17 protein-coding genes are annotated in these 14,753 nt (G+C 56.9%); 5 read left to right on the top strand and 12 right to left on the bottom strand.

The genetic code is table 11. From position 1 onward, the window contains the following. Nucleotides 1-54 precede the first annotated feature (54 nt). A complete protein-coding gene (locus ACVWZF_RS00395) occupies nucleotides 55-1,110 on the bottom strand; it encodes a TauD/TfdA family dioxygenase (protein WP_011433449.1) in 1,056 nt (351 codons plus the stop codon). A gap of 311 nt (nucleotides 1,111-1,421) precedes the next feature. Between ACVWZF_RS00395 and ACVWZF_RS00390 the strand changes: the two genes are divergently transcribed. After that, complete coding sequence (locus ACVWZF_RS00390; RefSeq protein ID WP_011433447.1) at nucleotides 1,422-2,252, top strand: DUF1350 family protein; 831 nt, start codon at nucleotides 1,422-1,424, stop codon at nucleotides 2,250-2,252. Between the two features lie 315 nt (nucleotides 2,253-2,567). On the opposite strand, the gene ACVWZF_RS00385 is transcribed toward ACVWZF_RS00390, so the two are convergent. Beyond that, nucleotides 2,568-2,816 carry a hypothetical protein gene (locus ACVWZF_RS00385; RefSeq protein WP_011433446.1) on the bottom strand — a complete coding sequence of 83 codons (249 nt, stop codon included), beginning with the start codon at nucleotides 2,814-2,816 and terminating at the stop codon, nucleotides 2,568-2,570. 82 nt (nucleotides 2,817-2,898) lie between these two features. Between ACVWZF_RS00385 and ACVWZF_RS00380 the strand changes: the two genes are divergently transcribed. After that, nucleotides 2,899-3,279, top strand: coding sequence for an Npun_F0494 family protein (locus ACVWZF_RS00380; protein ID WP_011433445.1), 381 nt, complete (start codon nucleotides 2,899-2,901; stop codon nucleotides 3,277-3,279). 49 nt (nucleotides 3,280-3,328) lie between these two features. Continuing rightward, complete coding sequence (locus ACVWZF_RS00375) at nucleotides 3,329-3,568, top strand: hypothetical protein (protein WP_148202739.1); 240 nt, start codon at nucleotides 3,329-3,331, stop codon at nucleotides 3,566-3,568. 114 nt (nucleotides 3,569-3,682) lie between these two features. Here ACVWZF_RS00375 and ACVWZF_RS00370 read toward each other — a convergent pair whose 3' ends face one another. The 4 genes from ACVWZF_RS00370 to ACVWZF_RS00355 form a co-directional block, all read right to left on the bottom strand. Further along, complete coding sequence (locus tag ACVWZF_RS00370) at nucleotides 3,683-4,714, bottom strand: hypothetical protein (protein ID WP_238376732.1); 1,032 nt, start codon at nucleotides 4,712-4,714, stop codon at nucleotides 3,683-3,685. Between the two features lie 340 nt (nucleotides 4,715-5,054). After that, a complete protein-coding gene (gene ribD / locus ACVWZF_RS00365) occupies nucleotides 5,055-6,167 on the bottom strand; it encodes a bifunctional diaminohydroxyphosphoribosylaminopyrimidine deaminase/5-amino-6-(5-phosphoribosylamino)uracil reductase RibD (RefSeq protein WP_011433442.1) in 1,113 nt (370 codons plus the stop codon). A gap of 26 nt (nucleotides 6,168-6,193) precedes the next feature. Next, the gene (locus tag ACVWZF_RS00360) at nucleotides 6,194-6,388 is read right to left on the bottom strand and encodes a hypothetical protein (RefSeq protein WP_011433441.1); all 195 of its coding nucleotides are present in this window, start codon (nucleotides 6,386-6,388) and stop codon (nucleotides 6,194-6,196) included. A gap of 121 nt (nucleotides 6,389-6,509) precedes the next feature. Beyond that, the gene (locus ACVWZF_RS00355; protein WP_148202738.1) at nucleotides 6,510-6,746 is read right to left on the bottom strand and encodes a hypothetical protein; all 237 of its coding nucleotides are present in this window, start codon (nucleotides 6,744-6,746) and stop codon (nucleotides 6,510-6,512) included. Between the two features lie 273 nt (nucleotides 6,747-7,019). Between ACVWZF_RS00355 and ppc the strand changes: the two genes are divergently transcribed. Then, a complete protein-coding gene (gene ppc, locus ACVWZF_RS00350; protein WP_457410567.1) occupies nucleotides 7,020-9,956 on the top strand; it encodes a phosphoenolpyruvate carboxylase in 2,937 nt (978 codons plus the stop codon). Between the two features lie 81 nt (nucleotides 9,957-10,037). Here ppc and ACVWZF_RS00345 read toward each other — a convergent pair whose 3' ends face one another. Then, nucleotides 10,038-10,841 (bottom strand): Ycf66 family protein, encoded by an 804-nt coding sequence (locus tag ACVWZF_RS00345; protein WP_011433436.1) that lies wholly within the window; start codon nucleotides 10,839-10,841, stop codon nucleotides 10,038-10,040. A 181-nt stretch (nucleotides 10,842-11,022) separates the two neighbouring features. On the opposite strand from ACVWZF_RS00345, the gene ACVWZF_RS00340 reads away from it, so the two are divergent. After that, complete coding sequence (locus ACVWZF_RS00340; RefSeq protein ID WP_011433435.1) at nucleotides 11,023-11,424, top strand: hypothetical protein; 402 nt, start codon at nucleotides 11,023-11,025, stop codon at nucleotides 11,422-11,424. Nucleotides 11,425-11,808: 384 nt separating this feature from the next. Here the strand turns inward: ACVWZF_RS00340 and aroH are convergent, their stop codons facing one another. The 5 genes from aroH to ACVWZF_RS00315 form a co-directional block, all read right to left on the bottom strand. After that, nucleotides 11,809-12,183 (bottom strand): chorismate mutase, encoded by a 375-nt coding sequence (gene aroH, locus ACVWZF_RS00335; protein WP_011433434.1) that lies wholly within the window; start codon nucleotides 12,181-12,183, stop codon nucleotides 11,809-11,811. A 103-nt stretch (nucleotides 12,184-12,286) separates the two neighbouring features. Beyond that, nucleotides 12,287-12,973 carry a V4R domain-containing protein gene (locus ACVWZF_RS00330; protein WP_457394274.1) on the bottom strand — a complete coding sequence of 229 codons (687 nt, stop codon included), beginning with the start codon at nucleotides 12,971-12,973 and terminating at the stop codon, nucleotides 12,287-12,289. A gap of 269 nt (nucleotides 12,974-13,242) precedes the next feature. Next, nucleotides 13,243-13,701: a globin family protein gene (locus tag ACVWZF_RS00325; RefSeq protein ID WP_414417972.1), complete on the bottom strand. Its 459-nt coding sequence runs from the start codon at nucleotides 13,699-13,701 to the stop codon at nucleotides 13,243-13,245. A 36-nt stretch (nucleotides 13,702-13,737) separates the two neighbouring features. Further along, nucleotides 13,738-13,989: a hypothetical protein gene (locus tag ACVWZF_RS00320; RefSeq protein WP_414408155.1), complete on the bottom strand. Its 252-nt coding sequence runs from the start codon at nucleotides 13,987-13,989 to the stop codon at nucleotides 13,738-13,740. Further along, nucleotides 13,986-14,669 (bottom strand): V4R domain-containing protein, encoded by a 684-nt coding sequence (locus ACVWZF_RS00315; protein WP_414414032.1) that lies wholly within the window; start codon nucleotides 14,667-14,669, stop codon nucleotides 13,986-13,988. The genes ACVWZF_RS00320 and ACVWZF_RS00315 overlap by 4 nt, the downstream gene beginning before the upstream one ends. Between the last annotated feature and the right edge of the window lie 84 nt (nucleotides 14,670-14,753).

Raw genomic sequence — 14,753 nt, 5'->3', positions numbered from 1 at the left:
CAATAGTACTTTTACGGACTTGAGCTATGGATGGCGCTGAAGTCTGCGAACTTCTCAGGATCTTCTGAGACAGACCTGCTCCCCATTGAGGGCAGCTTGGGCCTCATCGTCTGTTGCGAAGGCGGTGCGAATGATGCGCTCACCGGGATGGCGATCCCCTGCCGAAAGGCCGAGATCCCGCACCACAAATGAGCGCTGGATCCAGCGGTCGAAGCCATCGTAGCGGGGAGAGAAGGCAGTCCGTCCGTGGACGGTGCGGCGGTTGTCAATACAGAGCAGATCCCCTGTTTCCAGCTTGATGCCTCGGTAGACAGCGTGGATTCCCTTCCTCAGGGCTTCTAGAGCCAGACTGGCTTCGGGGGTGAGCCCCACCATCAGGTCTTCGTCGTAGTTCCAGAAGGGATCCTCTCGACGGCCATACAACACCGGCAAAATGGGGCCATTGATCAGGGCTTGCCGGTTGCCGAAGGAGTAGTCGATGCCGGTGCGATACAGGGGTTCAAACAGCAGCTCTCGATCGCGCTCTCCCAGCAAAGGCAGGACATGGCGGATGCTGGCGTAGGTGGTTTCCGCCACACGATCATGGTCGGGGCGCAGGCAAAACAGCAGCAAAAACTCCGGTGAGTGGGGATGAAAAACCGTCTCGCGGTGAAACTGTAGCCGAGTGCGGGATCCCTCGGAAGATTGCACCTCTTCGCTGTCGGGAGTAGGCACCAAGTTTTGAAACAGATCCCCGTTTTTTTCTTGGATGTAGGAGACCAAATGCCCCAAGCGGCTGCCGATCATCGCCAAGCAGCGTTCGCTGACAAAAGTGGTTTTCTCCTCAGAGCGCTGCGCCAGAGCCGGTGTGCGGGTATGGTCTAGTCCGGGATCCACGGGCAAGCCCCGCAGCAGCAGGATCCCTTCCGAATTGGAATACAACTGAAACTCCAGCAAGGCCCGCCGCAGATAACGGGGCAGCTCATCTGCCCGCATCTCGCAGTCCAGGAGAAATTCCTCTGTTTCCCGGTAGGGATCGGGCCCAGGTGCCAAAAACAGGTTTATCGTCTTTTCATCAAAGTCCCGACAATCGATCAGCAGGCATCCTTTTGCAAGCTGTGAAGTCTTCATCACGATCCCTCACCACCCACTGCCCTAGTCATAGCAGCCACAGCAACTTTTGGGCAGGGATCCTACACTCAAAACCCAATCTCGGCGAGTGTAGCGCACTACCCTTCGGTGCTAGAACCTCAGTCTGAGGCGGGGCAGAGTTTTGCCTGCTGCATCAGAAGTTAACTGGGGATCCCCATGTCTGGGCAAGATGTCCATTAGGATGAGTTCCAGGGGCTGGCCAGCGCAGGGAACCGGCGTGAGGTGGGCAAGTGGGATCTGCCGGGTTGTGGGAAAAGCTCCAACAAAATCGCAGGCGAGGTTGCAACACCATGGCACCAACTTGGCAAACCGATGGGCATACTTGGTTCCTTCTGCCCCCTCAACCCCGCGCCGTCGTTCACTTTCTGGGTGGAGCTTTTGTGGGAGCTGCCCCGCAAGTGTTCTACAGCCGCCTGCTGGAAGAACTGGCCCGTATGGGCATGGCCGTTGTTGCCACCCCCTACACCACCGATATCGATCACGCCCAACTGGCGCTCAACGCAGCCCAATCTTTGCACAGAAGCCTGCAAAGCAAGGGTTTGCTGGAGTTGCCTCTGTTTGGCTTGGGTCATAGCCTGGGCTGTAAGTTGCAGATCCTCTCTTGTCTAGCCGTTCCTTCTCTGGGATCCCGTCGGCGAGGCAATATTTTTCTGGCCTACAGCAATGCCGGGTTGGATCGGGCTTTGCCATTGCTGCGGCTGTTGACCCAAGCTTGGCCTCAACAACAGCTCGCCGATCTGTGGCGGATGTGGATGGGATCCTCCTCGCCGCCTGTGAACCTGTGGTTGGAGTTCGAGCCTTCCCCGACAGAAACCAACCGCTTAATTGAGGAGCAGTATCCGGTTAGAAACAACCTGCTTGTGGAATTTCGACAGGATGATATTGACGACATTCCTCTGCTCTACCAGCAGCTTTGCCGCAAGTATCAAGGCCACACCGAGTGGCAGCATCTCGAGGGGGATCACCTCACTCCACTGGGTTTTAGCTATCCTTTCCAAGTCGGGGAGGAGTTCAGCCCCATCGATGCTTTTGGACAGTTGATCTACCAGAACCTACTGGCCCCCAACCACCAAATGATCCGAAGCATCCGAGCCTGGCTGGCAACCCAATTGGCCCATTGACATTCTTCCCACGGCTCAAGTCAACGGATTTTTTCACAGCTTGCAGGATTTCTCCCGCTCACTGTTGGCAAGCGGGCGGCAGGTCTTGCTACTCCATCCTTGCGGATGCAGGAGGATGCCATAACCCCAGATACTTTGGCCTTCCATTTCAAACTAGATTGAAACACTCCCTAAGCGTTCTCCGCTGCCGCCCTACCCCCAGCAAGAGAGGGGAGCTAGATGGAAATGTTTCATTCCGGCTTAAAACGACTATAAAAGCTGCGTCACAACCTCGCTAGCGGAGCTACTGCATTGGTGTAGCTCATGACCGCCCATTTACTGATCAAGCCAGCTCAAATCGGAGAGCAGATCTTGAGAGTAGGAAGAGGGGGACTGCGCTTGCAGATGAAACAACATCTGAAGGGTATCGCTCATCAGAAAGTAACAGGTCAAGACGCCGCCGGCAGCCACAGCCACCAGTGTCCCTGCCAACATGCGCGAGAACTCCTGACTCTGAAAAGCCTGCTCCATCAAGCGCAGCGCCCAGAATCCCAGGAGGACAACAATGGCAAGGATGATCAACATATCGTAATTTATTGTAACAAGCCTGCTGCTCAACGGCCATTGACAGAATTGAATAAGAACATAAGGACTCCCCTTGTCCCTCATGCTCCATGACTCTGAGTCAGTGTACAGAAGGGCTTGGCGTGCCTGGATTTGCAGCCCTTTTCGGTTGCCCTTGCTGCAGGCCATGAGCACAAAAGGGATCCCACCAGCGAAGATTGCAGGTTGGGCCGGCGTTCAAGCGGGCTACAGCCGACGCCCGTTATCGGAAATGCGGGTGGATCAGGAGCTGATGTGGCTGATTCAGGTAGGGCTGTTGCGGCGGGAAGTGGATGGGCAGGGGATCACGGATCGGTATCGTCTGGCACCTCTGGGTCGGCAGTTGCTGCAAGATCTGGAGAGGGATGAAGCTTTTGCCGGGATCTCGGCAAGCTGGGCAGACCACCTGCAGAATAGGCTGACCCGCTGGCGGCTGCTTCCCTGAGGATCCCCTACACTGGATCCAACGTTCAACGCCGCTCTCGAGGGGGGATATGGTACGGCCAAGGTTGATGCGTGTGCCCGGATCCCTGGCACTCCAACGTCCACTCCAAACCTCTTTGCAGCGGCGCAGCCAAGCAATTAACCGGCGCAGCAAATCTATCTACCGCAAAACCCGCTCCCTCTACCGACGCAACTTGCCCCTTTATCTGCGCAATTTGCTGTTGCAATACCGCACCAGCCTTATCTACAACCTCAAAGCCAGGCCTGTCAGCAGAACCCGTCGAGGATAGCAAGCCCCCCTCTGGATCCCAGCACAGCGGTCTTCACCCCGTCGGAGTTGGTGATGGAGATTGTCCACCCCCAAGCCTGTGTAACCCCGTAGGAGGGGTACTTCTTGCAGGAGACTACCGGATCGTGAAGCGGCCAACTCCCACCTTCTCGCCGTTGACATGAATCTCGACGCGGTAGCGGCCGGTGTAGGGTTGGCTGAAGCTCAGAAAGCCTCGCACGGTATCGGCCAAGGGATCCCAGGGAACATCTAGCCTGCGGATCAGTTGCTCGCCCCCGGCTTCTCCGCCCTCGTAGTACCAGAGTATCTCCACCTTGGCGTTGGCAGGAAGGTTGCCCACCGGCAAGATGGCCCAGATCAAGGTGTCAGTGGTCTTGAACTCGGTTGTGGCCTCGCCAGGGCTGCCGTCCCCCCGACCTCGGTACAGGCCGATTGTCCTTAGCCCCGCCTCTTTGGGGGTTCCTTGGCTGTAGGCACGGGCATCCGCCTGCGCTTCCTGACCTAGGCGATCCAGCTCGGCCAGCAAATCTTCCTGCTGCTTCAGGGCATCGGTTGCTTCCTGCAGCCACTGGGCGATCTGCCGCTCTGAGGTTGGGACTTCTGAAGCCGGGGAAGAAGGCTGTGCAGCCGCCCCGCTGAGGTTGCGAATGGGAAAACCCTGAGCTGTCCCCACCTCGCTGCCCAGTAAGTTCAGCCAGCGGCTGCGCAGTTCAGGCATCATCTGGGGCTTGGCGGCGTAGGCAATGCGCACACTGCCGCGCGGGCCTCGGGTGATCCGGCCAATCTCATGTTCCTCAACTCCACTCACCGTCCCACGGCAACCAGCACTGCGGAACTCGTAGAGCACATCTTCTTCGCTCTCCCGATGAAACTCCCAAGTCGTTTGGGGGCAGCTAGCCAGGATGTTGTCCCGCATGTGGTTGGCGAGAAAGCGCGGCGATCCCTGGACATGAACGTCCATGACGGAGAGCATTTCTCTCCAAGAGGCCAAGCTCTCTCCGGGCCGTGTGAGAAGGGTTAGAGTAACCCCTTCTAGGACTTGATGATCGGCGAAAACCCATTCCCCCGAATCCCCTTCGATAACAACGTTTCCCGAGGGGCTGATGAAAGCGGATGCAAACAGCAGGCCGGCAAAAAGATTCAACACAATGCCCTTCCTTATCCTGGGATTTGCACCTGAAAACGGGACAGGAGAGCTTTCAAACTGCTCACTGGGCAAGCAAAGAAGGGCTGAACAAGGTCGTTGCCGTTTACAAGGCTCACCTCAGAAGAATCTTGATAGATTCCTATAGCTTGATTTTGCTAACCTTACCCAAATGTTATTGACTCCCCAGAACGCCGACTAGCTTAGCACAATTTAGCTCAATTCTGAACCCTATTGTGCAGAAATGTTGTGTTTTTCTGATGAGTATATCCATTTACATTGAACAGATATCAGCCTGTTCGTTCAGAAACCTGAAGCTCCCTGTATGGCAATCGAAAGCTGGTCACTTTAGTAGGCTACTGTGGCCAACTGAAGAGGAGATCTTTCCGATGATCAACCAGTTATCCCCCAAGGTCTCCAGCCGGGGCTCCACCAGTTGCCAGCTCTGGTTTACATCAGGGATCCCCTCCCCTGCTACCGGGGTTGGCGCAGCGGCTCCGCCTAGGATCTTGGGAGCGATGAAGGCGGCTACTTTCTGGATCGCCCCATCTTTGAGGGCTGCCCAGGCCAGCGTGCCCCCGCATTCCCAGAGGGCACTCAGACACCCCCGCTGAAAGAGCACCTGTGCCGCCCGCGAGGGGGTTACTTGGGGCAGATGCAGCAGCTCCACCCCCTGCTTGGCCAGGGATCCCCACAAAGGATGGGTTGCCACAGCTTCTGTGATCACCAACGTCGGCGCTTCTTCCACCTGCCACAGATGGGCGACGGGAGGTAGGTTCAGGGAACGGCTGAGGACCACCCGCAACGGCTGGGATCCCTGCAACTCCGCCAGGCGACAGGTGAGGCGCGGGTTATCCTGCCAAACGGTTCGGGATCCAACGATGACGGCATCATGCCAGGCCCGCTGTTGGTGTACCCACTGCCGCGCCGGAGAGTTGCTGATCCAGCGGCTGTGGCCGGTGGCGGCGGCGCTCTTGCCATCCAGGGTCATGGCGTATTTCAGCAGGCCGAAACACTGTTGCCGCACAATGGCGAAGGCAAACCCCTCGTTCAGCTCCTGGCACTCCCGCTCCAGCACTCCCACCGTCACGTCGATCCCCGCCTCCTGCAGGCGTCGGATCCCTTTGCCGGCCACCAAGGGATTGGGATCCTGCATCCCCACCACCACCCGCCGGATCCCGGCAGCTAGGATGGCCTCGGTACAAGGGGGAGTGCGCCCATAGTGGTTGCAGGGCTCCAGGTTGACGTAGAGCGTTGCCCCTCTGGCCAGGGATCCCGCCTGTTGCAGAGCCAACACCTCCGCATGGGGCTGCCCTGCCCCCGGATGAACGCCTTCCCCCACCACCCGATCCCCCTGCACGATCACGCAACTCACCCGCGGATTGGGAGAGGGACGCTGAGGTGTGGAACGGGCCAGGGATAGACACCGTTCCATCCACTGCTGATCCGAAATCATAAAATGGGCATCCGCTCCAGAGCGGCTCAAGCCGGTGACAAGGCTGCCAACTTGCGGTTGAAAGCTGCAATTGCCTTGGATTCTAGCTCTGCCACCTGCAATGCGTAGTCGCGGGCGCGGGCCTTTTGTTCGTTGCTAACAATCTCTCCCGAACGCAGGCGATCCAACAAATCGAAGGGATCCAACACCTCATCCATCGGGAAGCGGCCCAGATGAATCATGATCGGCAGGCATATTCTTCGCCAAGAATCAGAGCGGAAGTGAGCGTGGGTGATTCCCTCTCTCCCAGCTTGAGGGTGGGACGAGCCTTGCGGCCAACCACCACCTGGCGATGGGTCTCGATCACTGCTCTGGCCCGATCCAGATCTTGATTTTTCCAATCCACAGCCAGCCTGAGGCGGTGGGCGATGAAATCCGCAGTGGCGATGTAGAGCAGAGAAGAATCAAAGCATAAACCCGCGTCTGGGCAGTTGACGCCACCGTTGCACAAAACGCCGGGAAGGTGATCCCCGCCTCCACCACCGTGGTCACCCCTGAGCGGATCCCCGCCTCATCCGCCGGCAGACAAAAATCCCCCACCGACGTGAAAACCCAGTTGCCCGATCTCGTCCAATCCCTGGTCGGGATCCAGCAGATGTGCGTTGATAAACAGGGTGGCAGCCACCAGAACTCCTGTCAACAAGGCGTTAGACCGGTATTGCGGCAAGGTAAAACACTTTTTTCTTGCAATTTGTAGGCTCAACTACAAAATCCGACGCGGAGAAGACCGCAATCTGAGCGTGATACCTGCTACATCTGCCGTTTCGACAAACAGGCTCTAATATTGGGATGGTTATTCTAGGAGCTGCCTTCATGACCTCTTCCCCCCACCTGACCGCTGCAGAGGGGGCAGCGGGTTCTGCCAACGGGCTGAAGGAGGCATCCCTGTTTGGGGAACGGGATCCCTTGGCCCATTCCCTTCAAGTCAACGAAGCCTTCAACCGCAGGAACAACCTGTTGAACCGTCGCCTGCAATTGGTGGAAGAACTCTGGGAATCGGTGATCCTGCAGGAGTGCGGTCAGTCTCTGGTGGATCTGTTGCAGCGACTGCGTTCCATGTGTTCCCCAGAAGGACAAGCCCTGGAGTACCCGATCCCAGAGGTACTACAAATTATCGAGTACCTCAGCCTCGACGCCACCATCCAAACGGCACGGGCCTTTGCCCTCTTCTTCCAGTTGATCAACATTGTTGAACAGCACTACGAACGGGCAGAAGACTCGGACATGCGCATGGTGGATAGCCAACAACGTACCGTGCGAGAAAACGAAAAATTTGAACGGCTGTTCCCTTACCTGCGGGCTCAAGGGGTGCCGCCGGGCCTACTGCGCAGATTGCTGGAGCAGTTGCACATTCGCATGGTTTTTACCGCCCACCCCACCGAGATCGTCCGCCACACCATCCGCGAGAAGCAACGAGCTTTCTCTCGCTTGCTCAGCCAACTGGATTGGGCAGAACAAACCCAGCCTTTGCAGGCCCAGATGATAAAAGAACAGATGGCGGAAGAAGTTTTGCTTTGGTGGCGCACCGACGAGTTGCATCAGTCCAAGCCGACTGTTTTGAACGAAGTCGATTACACTTTGCACTATTTTGAAGAGGTGTTGTTTCAGGCCATCCCCCTGCTGCACGAGTACCTCAGCCGCAGCCTGAAAAAAGCTTTTCCCAGCGTCGAGCCACCGCCGGCAGGATTTTGCAACTTCGGCTCGTGGGTAGGCGGGGATCGGGATGGCAACCCTTCCGTCACCGCCGATGTTACCTGGCAAACGGCCCGCTATCAGCGCAACCTCATCCTGGGCAAGTACATCGAATCGGTGAAGGCTCTCACCAAAACCTTGAGCATTTCCCTGCATTGGGGGGATGTGGACAGCCAACTGCTGGATGCCCTTGAGCAGGATCACCGCCTCATGCCCGAGGTTTACGAATCGTTTTCGCTGCAATATCGCCAGGAGCCTTACCGCCTCAAGCTCAGCTACATTCAGCGGCGGCTGGAGTTAACGCGGGAGCGCAACCGCAACTTGGCCGACTCCGCTTGTTTGCCCACCCCTCCCCCTGTGGACAACGCCTATGCCAACGCGGAAGAATTCCTGGCCGACTTGCAGCTTATCCAGAAAAGCTTGAAAAACAGCGGCCTTTCCTGCCGTCAGTTGGATCATCTCATTCAACAGGTACAGGTGTTTGGCTTTCACCTGGCCCATCTGGATATCCGCCAAGACAGCAGCTACCACGAAGCCGCTCTCACGGAGATTTTCGAGTACTTGCGCATTTTGCCGCGTCCCTACAACGAGATGACGGAAGAGGAAAAAACCGCCTTTCTCCTGCAGGAGCTGCAAACCCGTCGGCCTCTGATACCGCTGGAGATCGCCTTTTCCGAGAAAACGGCAGAGCTGATCGCCACCTTTCGCACCCTGCGCCGCATGCAGCAGGAATTCGGCTTGGCCATTTGCCAAACCTATGTGATCAGCATGAGCCGCCAGTTGAGCGACCTGTTGGAGGTGCTGCTGATGGCCAAGGAGGTGGGGCTCTACGATCCCATTAGCGGTCGCGGATCCCTGGCGGTGGTGCCGCTGTTTGAGACCGTCGAAGACCTGAAGCGGGCCCCGGAAGTTTTGCGGCAGTTGCTGGAGATCCCTTTCTATCGCCAGTACTTGGCTCAGCAGGGAAATCTGCAGGAGGTGATGCTGGGCTACTCCGACAGCAACAAAGATTCCGGCTTTTTGAGCAGCAACTGGGAGATTTACAAGGCTCAACAACGCCTGCAGACGGTGGCCGAATCCTACGGGGTGAAGCTGCAGATCTTCCATGGCCGGGGCGGTTCGGTGGGCCGTGGAGGGGGCCCGGCTTACGAGGCCATCTTGGCTCAGCCAGGGCGCAGTGTGGGGGGCCGCATCAAAATTACCGAACAGGGAGAGGTGTTGGCCTCCAAGTATTCCCTCCAGGATCTGGCCATTTTTAACCTGGAAACCGTCACCAGCGCCGTGATCCAGGCCAGCCTACTGCGCACCTACCCCAACGATCTGCACGAGTGGTCGCGCCTGATGGAATCCTTGGCGGAGCGCTCCCGGCAGGTGTACCGTAACCTGGTCTACGAGCAGGAGGGCTTTGTGGAGTTTTTCCACGAGGTCACCCCCATTGAAGAGATCAGCCAACTGCAGATCAGCTCCCGTCCCGCCCGCCGCAGCGGTAGCCAAAAAGACATCGGATCCCTGCGGGCCATTCCCTGGGTATTCAGTTGGACGCAAAGCCGCTTTCTCTTGCCGGCCTGGTATGGGGTTGGCACCGCCCTACAAGAATACGTGGCCAGGGGCGAGCACAACCTCAACCACCTGCAGCACCTCTATCGCGAATGGCCTTTCTTCCGCATGGTGATCTCCAAAGTGGAGATGACTCTGGCCAAAGTGGATCTGCAAATAGCGCGTCACTACGTGCGGGAGATGAGCTCTCCAGAGCGTCTAGAGCGGGCGATGGAGCTGTTTGAGTGTATTGCCCAAGAAATGCACCGTACTCGCACAATAGTGTTGCAGATTACGGGCCACAGGGAACTGTTGGAGAACGACCCTTATTTGAAGCGCTCGGTGCAGTTGCGCAACCGCTCTATTGTGCCCTTGGGCTTTATTCAAGTCTCTCTCCTCAAGCGCCTGCGGGAGCGTCAGGGATCCCGCACCGGACGAACACGCTACGACCGAGCTGAACTTCTGCGTGGGGCTCTGCTCACCATCAACGGCATTGCCGCCGGGATGCGCAACACGGGCTGAGGGATCCAACCGGATTCACCACACCTCCCAAGCAAGGCTGGCGCTGTCCCTATTGAGTTTCAGAGCAGTGTCGAGAGCCTATCAGAACAGATCGTCATCATACTCTTCTGGCTCCACTTCTACTGGCTCTACTTCGACAACGCGGCGGGAAGGACGGCGGGGAGGTTCATCCGCGTAGCTTTCCCCTTGGTCTTGGGGCAACCGTGGGGGACGGCGGCGGGTAGCTGTACCTGTGCTGCGCTCTTCCTGCACATCCACATCCTCTGGATACTCTCCGGCAGGGCGACGGGGGCGACGGGCCTCTGGCGGCGGAGCCGGCTCATCGTAGTCGGTGTCCTGACGCGGGCGGACTCCTGGCTCCTCGTAATACTCATCCCCTTCGGGTCGGCGGCGTGGACGCACACGGGTATCGCCGGTCAGTTGGGGCCTGGGGCGACGGCTAGGATCTTCACCACTGCGCCCAGGAATGGAGCGACTGTAAGAGGATGTATCGCGGATACGGGATCCCTCGGCTCGAGTGGAAACCGTGCGTCCTTGGGCATAGCCATCCGGGGGATAGGTGCGGCTGAAGCCTTGCCGCCGAACGGTCGGACGAGCCCCGCCCACCTGCCGTGCTTTTTCGCTTAAGAGAATCCGCAAACGGAAGGTTTCGATGGCAAACCAGCCGGCCATCACCGCCAGCAACACCTGCGCAAAGAACAGCAACGGGATGAGCCGCTGACCTTCCAAGAGCAAGCAGACGGAATAGATCAGGCCCATCGTGGCAAAAATCACGTCGTACTCAGCGGAGGCCTCGCGCTTGATGAACCGAACCGCGAAGATGGCTCCACTGGCAATCGCCACCAGCGCTGCCATCAAAAAGTAGGGGCTTTGGGTGAGAAACATGCCAGGGATCCCTAAACGATGAAGACGGGAGAGCGTTGAGCCTTATCCATTCCACAGCCGATCCTAGCATTGATCCTCCTGGTGGCACGGACAACAAAACCCAGGTTTGGGTGTAGGGACGGGATCCCTCTTCAATAAAAGGGATCGGTGCTAAAATCGGCAGCATCTTCCTGCATGTTCCATGCTGTATCTGGCACGGGTACACAAAAAAAGTCTCTTCGGCCAGGGGGAGCTGCAGCTCTTGGCCCGGCAGGCCGAGGACGGTGTTTGGATGCCGCTGCGCAAGCCAGAAGGGGTCACCTGCAAAGAGGTTGGCCCTTACAACATTGGGGTGTTGCTGCTGGTTGAGCTTTCGGAAGAGCGGCAGGTACGGCGGGCGGAAGAGGCAGCCATGAAGCTGGTGGAGATGTTGCACAACCTATCCCGAACCCACAGTCTGGTGGATCTGTCGGAGATTGAAAGCTGGCGGCAATCCTTGACTCGGCAAAGCCAAGAGCTGAGCCGTCGCGAAGCAGAGGTGGCCGCTCGCCAAGAGCAACTGCAACAGTGGGAAAACCGTCTGCGAGAAAAGCTGTCTCCTTGAGCTCTCAGATCTACTCTTATCTTAAGTAGAGTCATTTTAAGCTAATTGAGAAGCCCCCCAAGTGCTCTGTGCCGCTGCCATCACCCCATCTCCTAAAAAGAAAGGGGAGCTGGATGGAAATGTTTCATACCTGTTTAAAATGACTGTAAGTCCAAGTAAGTCTATGAGTGAATCTGGATGTTCTGCGCCTTCCCAAATCAGTAGTGATACGACCCGGATCAACTTGAGTTAAGCCATTCTTTTCCCCCAGAATAAGCGGGGCAAATCCGGGATCCATCATGCCCCATGTTGCCCATGGCAACAGACTGTCCCACCTCCAGTGTAGAAATCCCCCGACTTTAGTCGGTGAGAGTGTCAACCCTGTGCTGGTGCTGTATGGATCGATCAAACAGTGCTGAGATCTGGCCTTAACTCGCGGGCACCTCGCAGATAAACATGCTGCATGTCCGCTTGAGCAAGTGGAGTATTCAACTGGATCAAAACCCGAATGCAACGGGGTAAGTCGCCGCTCACCTCCATCTGTTGCACATCCAACAGAGGCACCGACTCCCAACCGGGGCGACGACGAGCAAACTGGGCGGGAAAAGCTGCATTTAAATCAGGAGTAACAGAAAAAATAACGCTGACCAACTCAGCCGGATCGAGGGCGTTGCGGTGCTCTAGCGTATCCAGCAGCTCAGCCACCGCCGCGCCAATGGCCTCGGCACTGTTTGTAGGTACGGTGATGGCTCCCCGAATTGCTCTGACTCGCCACCCCAATGGCCACACCCTCGTGCGCTTGAGCTCGCCTCGCTTCCAGAAAATTATACAGACTCATCCCTGTTGGGATCCCATCCCTCTGGGGAAAACCAGCCCCCATCGCCTAGCTGGGCTGCAGGAGCTTTTCCAGGATCTGCTCGTGGCTGAGGCCGGAGTCCACCCAGGCTTCTCCCTCTTTGAGGCGGGCAGCAGCGGTTACGACAAACAAATTGCTCTTCGCTCCCAAAGCCTCGCTGGCGGTTTGCACGCAGAGCAAATCCTGGCCGGTTAGCTGGCTAAACCAGGTGGCCAACAGCCCTGCCTCCAGAAAGCCCATCGGCCGCTTGAAATGGGGAGGCGTGACGGCAGCGAAGGGAGAATTGCGAATCGACACCACCAGCACTCCTTGATCTTTGTAAGTCCAGTCGATCTCGATCAATCCCCAGCCATGAGTTTTCCAAGCTTGTCTCAGACTTTGCAGGAAAAGGCCCATCTCCAGCTCGGCCAAAGGCTTCTGGTAGTAGTCGGAGAGTTCTTGGGCAAAACGGCGGAAAAACTCCTTGCCCCACATCCGACCACAGTTGCGCAATACCAAACGAGCAGCCTGGCCAGTCTCGTATTCCAGGCCCGTGTAGATGCCCCGCAGCAATGCTTCTGGAAGGGCCAAGAGACGTTCACCGTGGCGACTTTCCAGTAAGCCCGATTCCAAATCGCTTCGCAGATAGGCGCTGGGTGCATAGTAGTTGGCCAAAACGGGCGTGTAGGGATCAAAGGTGACTGAGCCATTGGAGATAGAGCTAGTGCCGGTCATAAGGGATCCCCTGGTTATCCAATCCAAGTCGTTATTGAGCTTTAAGCATCCAAATAGGAGCAGGGTGCAGTTGACAGTTCGTTGGTTGTTGAGCTGGGAGAACGGTTGTTTACGCTCCAAATCTTATGGCGATCCCTCCAGCAATTGAATACCCCTTGGGCAGATTTACTACAACGCTAACATTAACTCCAACGACACTGAAGTCTCCGGCTAGTTGAGATAGAGCGCTCTAGCACCGAAAAATGCAAAAAGCAAAAAAGTATCTAGCTCTAAAACAGCAAGGCCACCTGTACCTGGGTGATTAAGGGGCGGATAAACTCCAACTCTCCAGGGGCCAGATGGTCTCTCAGCTCCTGCTGGAAAATCCGATAGGCAACCTCATAAACCCTCTGCAGTCCGTACAGGCGCACCTCTTCCTCCATCCACTCGAGCAGCCGCTCTTTCAGGAGGTTTTCGTCCTGCAGCAACATGGCCATAGCGCTGTGACGCAGCAGCAACAACAGGTGCCGCCGGCACAGATCCAACACTTGGGGGGAAAGGTCGGGCATCTCTTTTTGCAGGGCATTCAGGGTTTGGCTCACCACCTGGCTCTCCCGTTCCCGCAAAACTCGGTACACATGCTGCCGTTTTGGCCAGCCGAGAACATAGGCTTTCAGATGCTCCAGCTCCTCTGGTTTGAGGTAACGGGCTTCCGACTCGATCAGCATCTGCTCCAAGGGGCTTACCATCTCGCTCCTCCCGGATGTCGGTGGGTGCTAGGAGATTCAAAACAGGCTGAACAGATCCGCCAAGGTGATCTGCTCTTCTTCCGGCTCGGGTTCCGGTGCTGCCGACAGGGATCCCAGAGAATGCGCGGCCAAACTCAGGGGATCCCCCGCCCAGGGGATGGAACCAAAATGCTCCCGCACTTGCAGAAAAGGCATTGGCAGAGAGCGCATCTGTAGGGGGCGGTTATCCCAATTTAGACGGGCAAAAAAGCTCTGCACCGAATCCTCTAAAGTAATCTTCCAGGTCATGCCTTAGCTACTCCCTGACCTGAACGCAATTTTTGGGCAATTTCACCAGCACTGGCCCCTTCGTTCAGCCAGAAGGCAGCCGCATCGATGCGATCTTTGCTGCCGAGCAAAAACTTGCAATAGCTTTCCCCCATAGAATAGCACTGGATCTCGATGCAGTTGAGCTGCCGTTCCACCATGGTGCTAAAAAAGCCGGCAAATAATCCGGCGTAAAGATGACAGACAGGTTTACCGACATCCCCCAGGGTGCGGGCCACGGCGGAGTCAAAGAGGTTGATGAAAATAAACCCTTGCCGCCGACTCTCGGTCTCCACCTCCCAGCGCCCCCATCCTTGCGAGGTCAGAGGCCACCACCAGGTTTCCAAGAGAAACATGAGATTACTCTGCTTGGGGTGGCGCCGATATTCCTCCTCAAACCAGCGGGAAAAATGGAGGGCATCGTTGCGTCCCCACTCTCGGCCAATGGTGTACATCAGAGAAGCCGAGGCATCTCCCACTTCTTCCTCCAGGCCCTGCTGTAAACCCAGGATAAAGTCTTCGCTCACCAAGACATTGCGGGCGCCCGTCCAGTCCACAAGGGATCCCTGGGAGAGATTAAAGCGGAAAAAGTCTTCGCGGCTGTAGTGGTTATGCCGTTGGGCGGCAGGCTGAAGAGGTATCTCAATGGGGGCAGTCGTCATGGTTGGGTGAGGAGAGATCAGATTTTTTAACACTCCTTATCATACCCTTCTTAATTGGCATTTTTACCAAAAAACTGGGTCTAA

The organism is Thermostichus sp. OS-CIW-30 (assembly GCF_054060215.1).
This window is presented reverse-complemented; position numbering and strand designations above follow the sequence as displayed.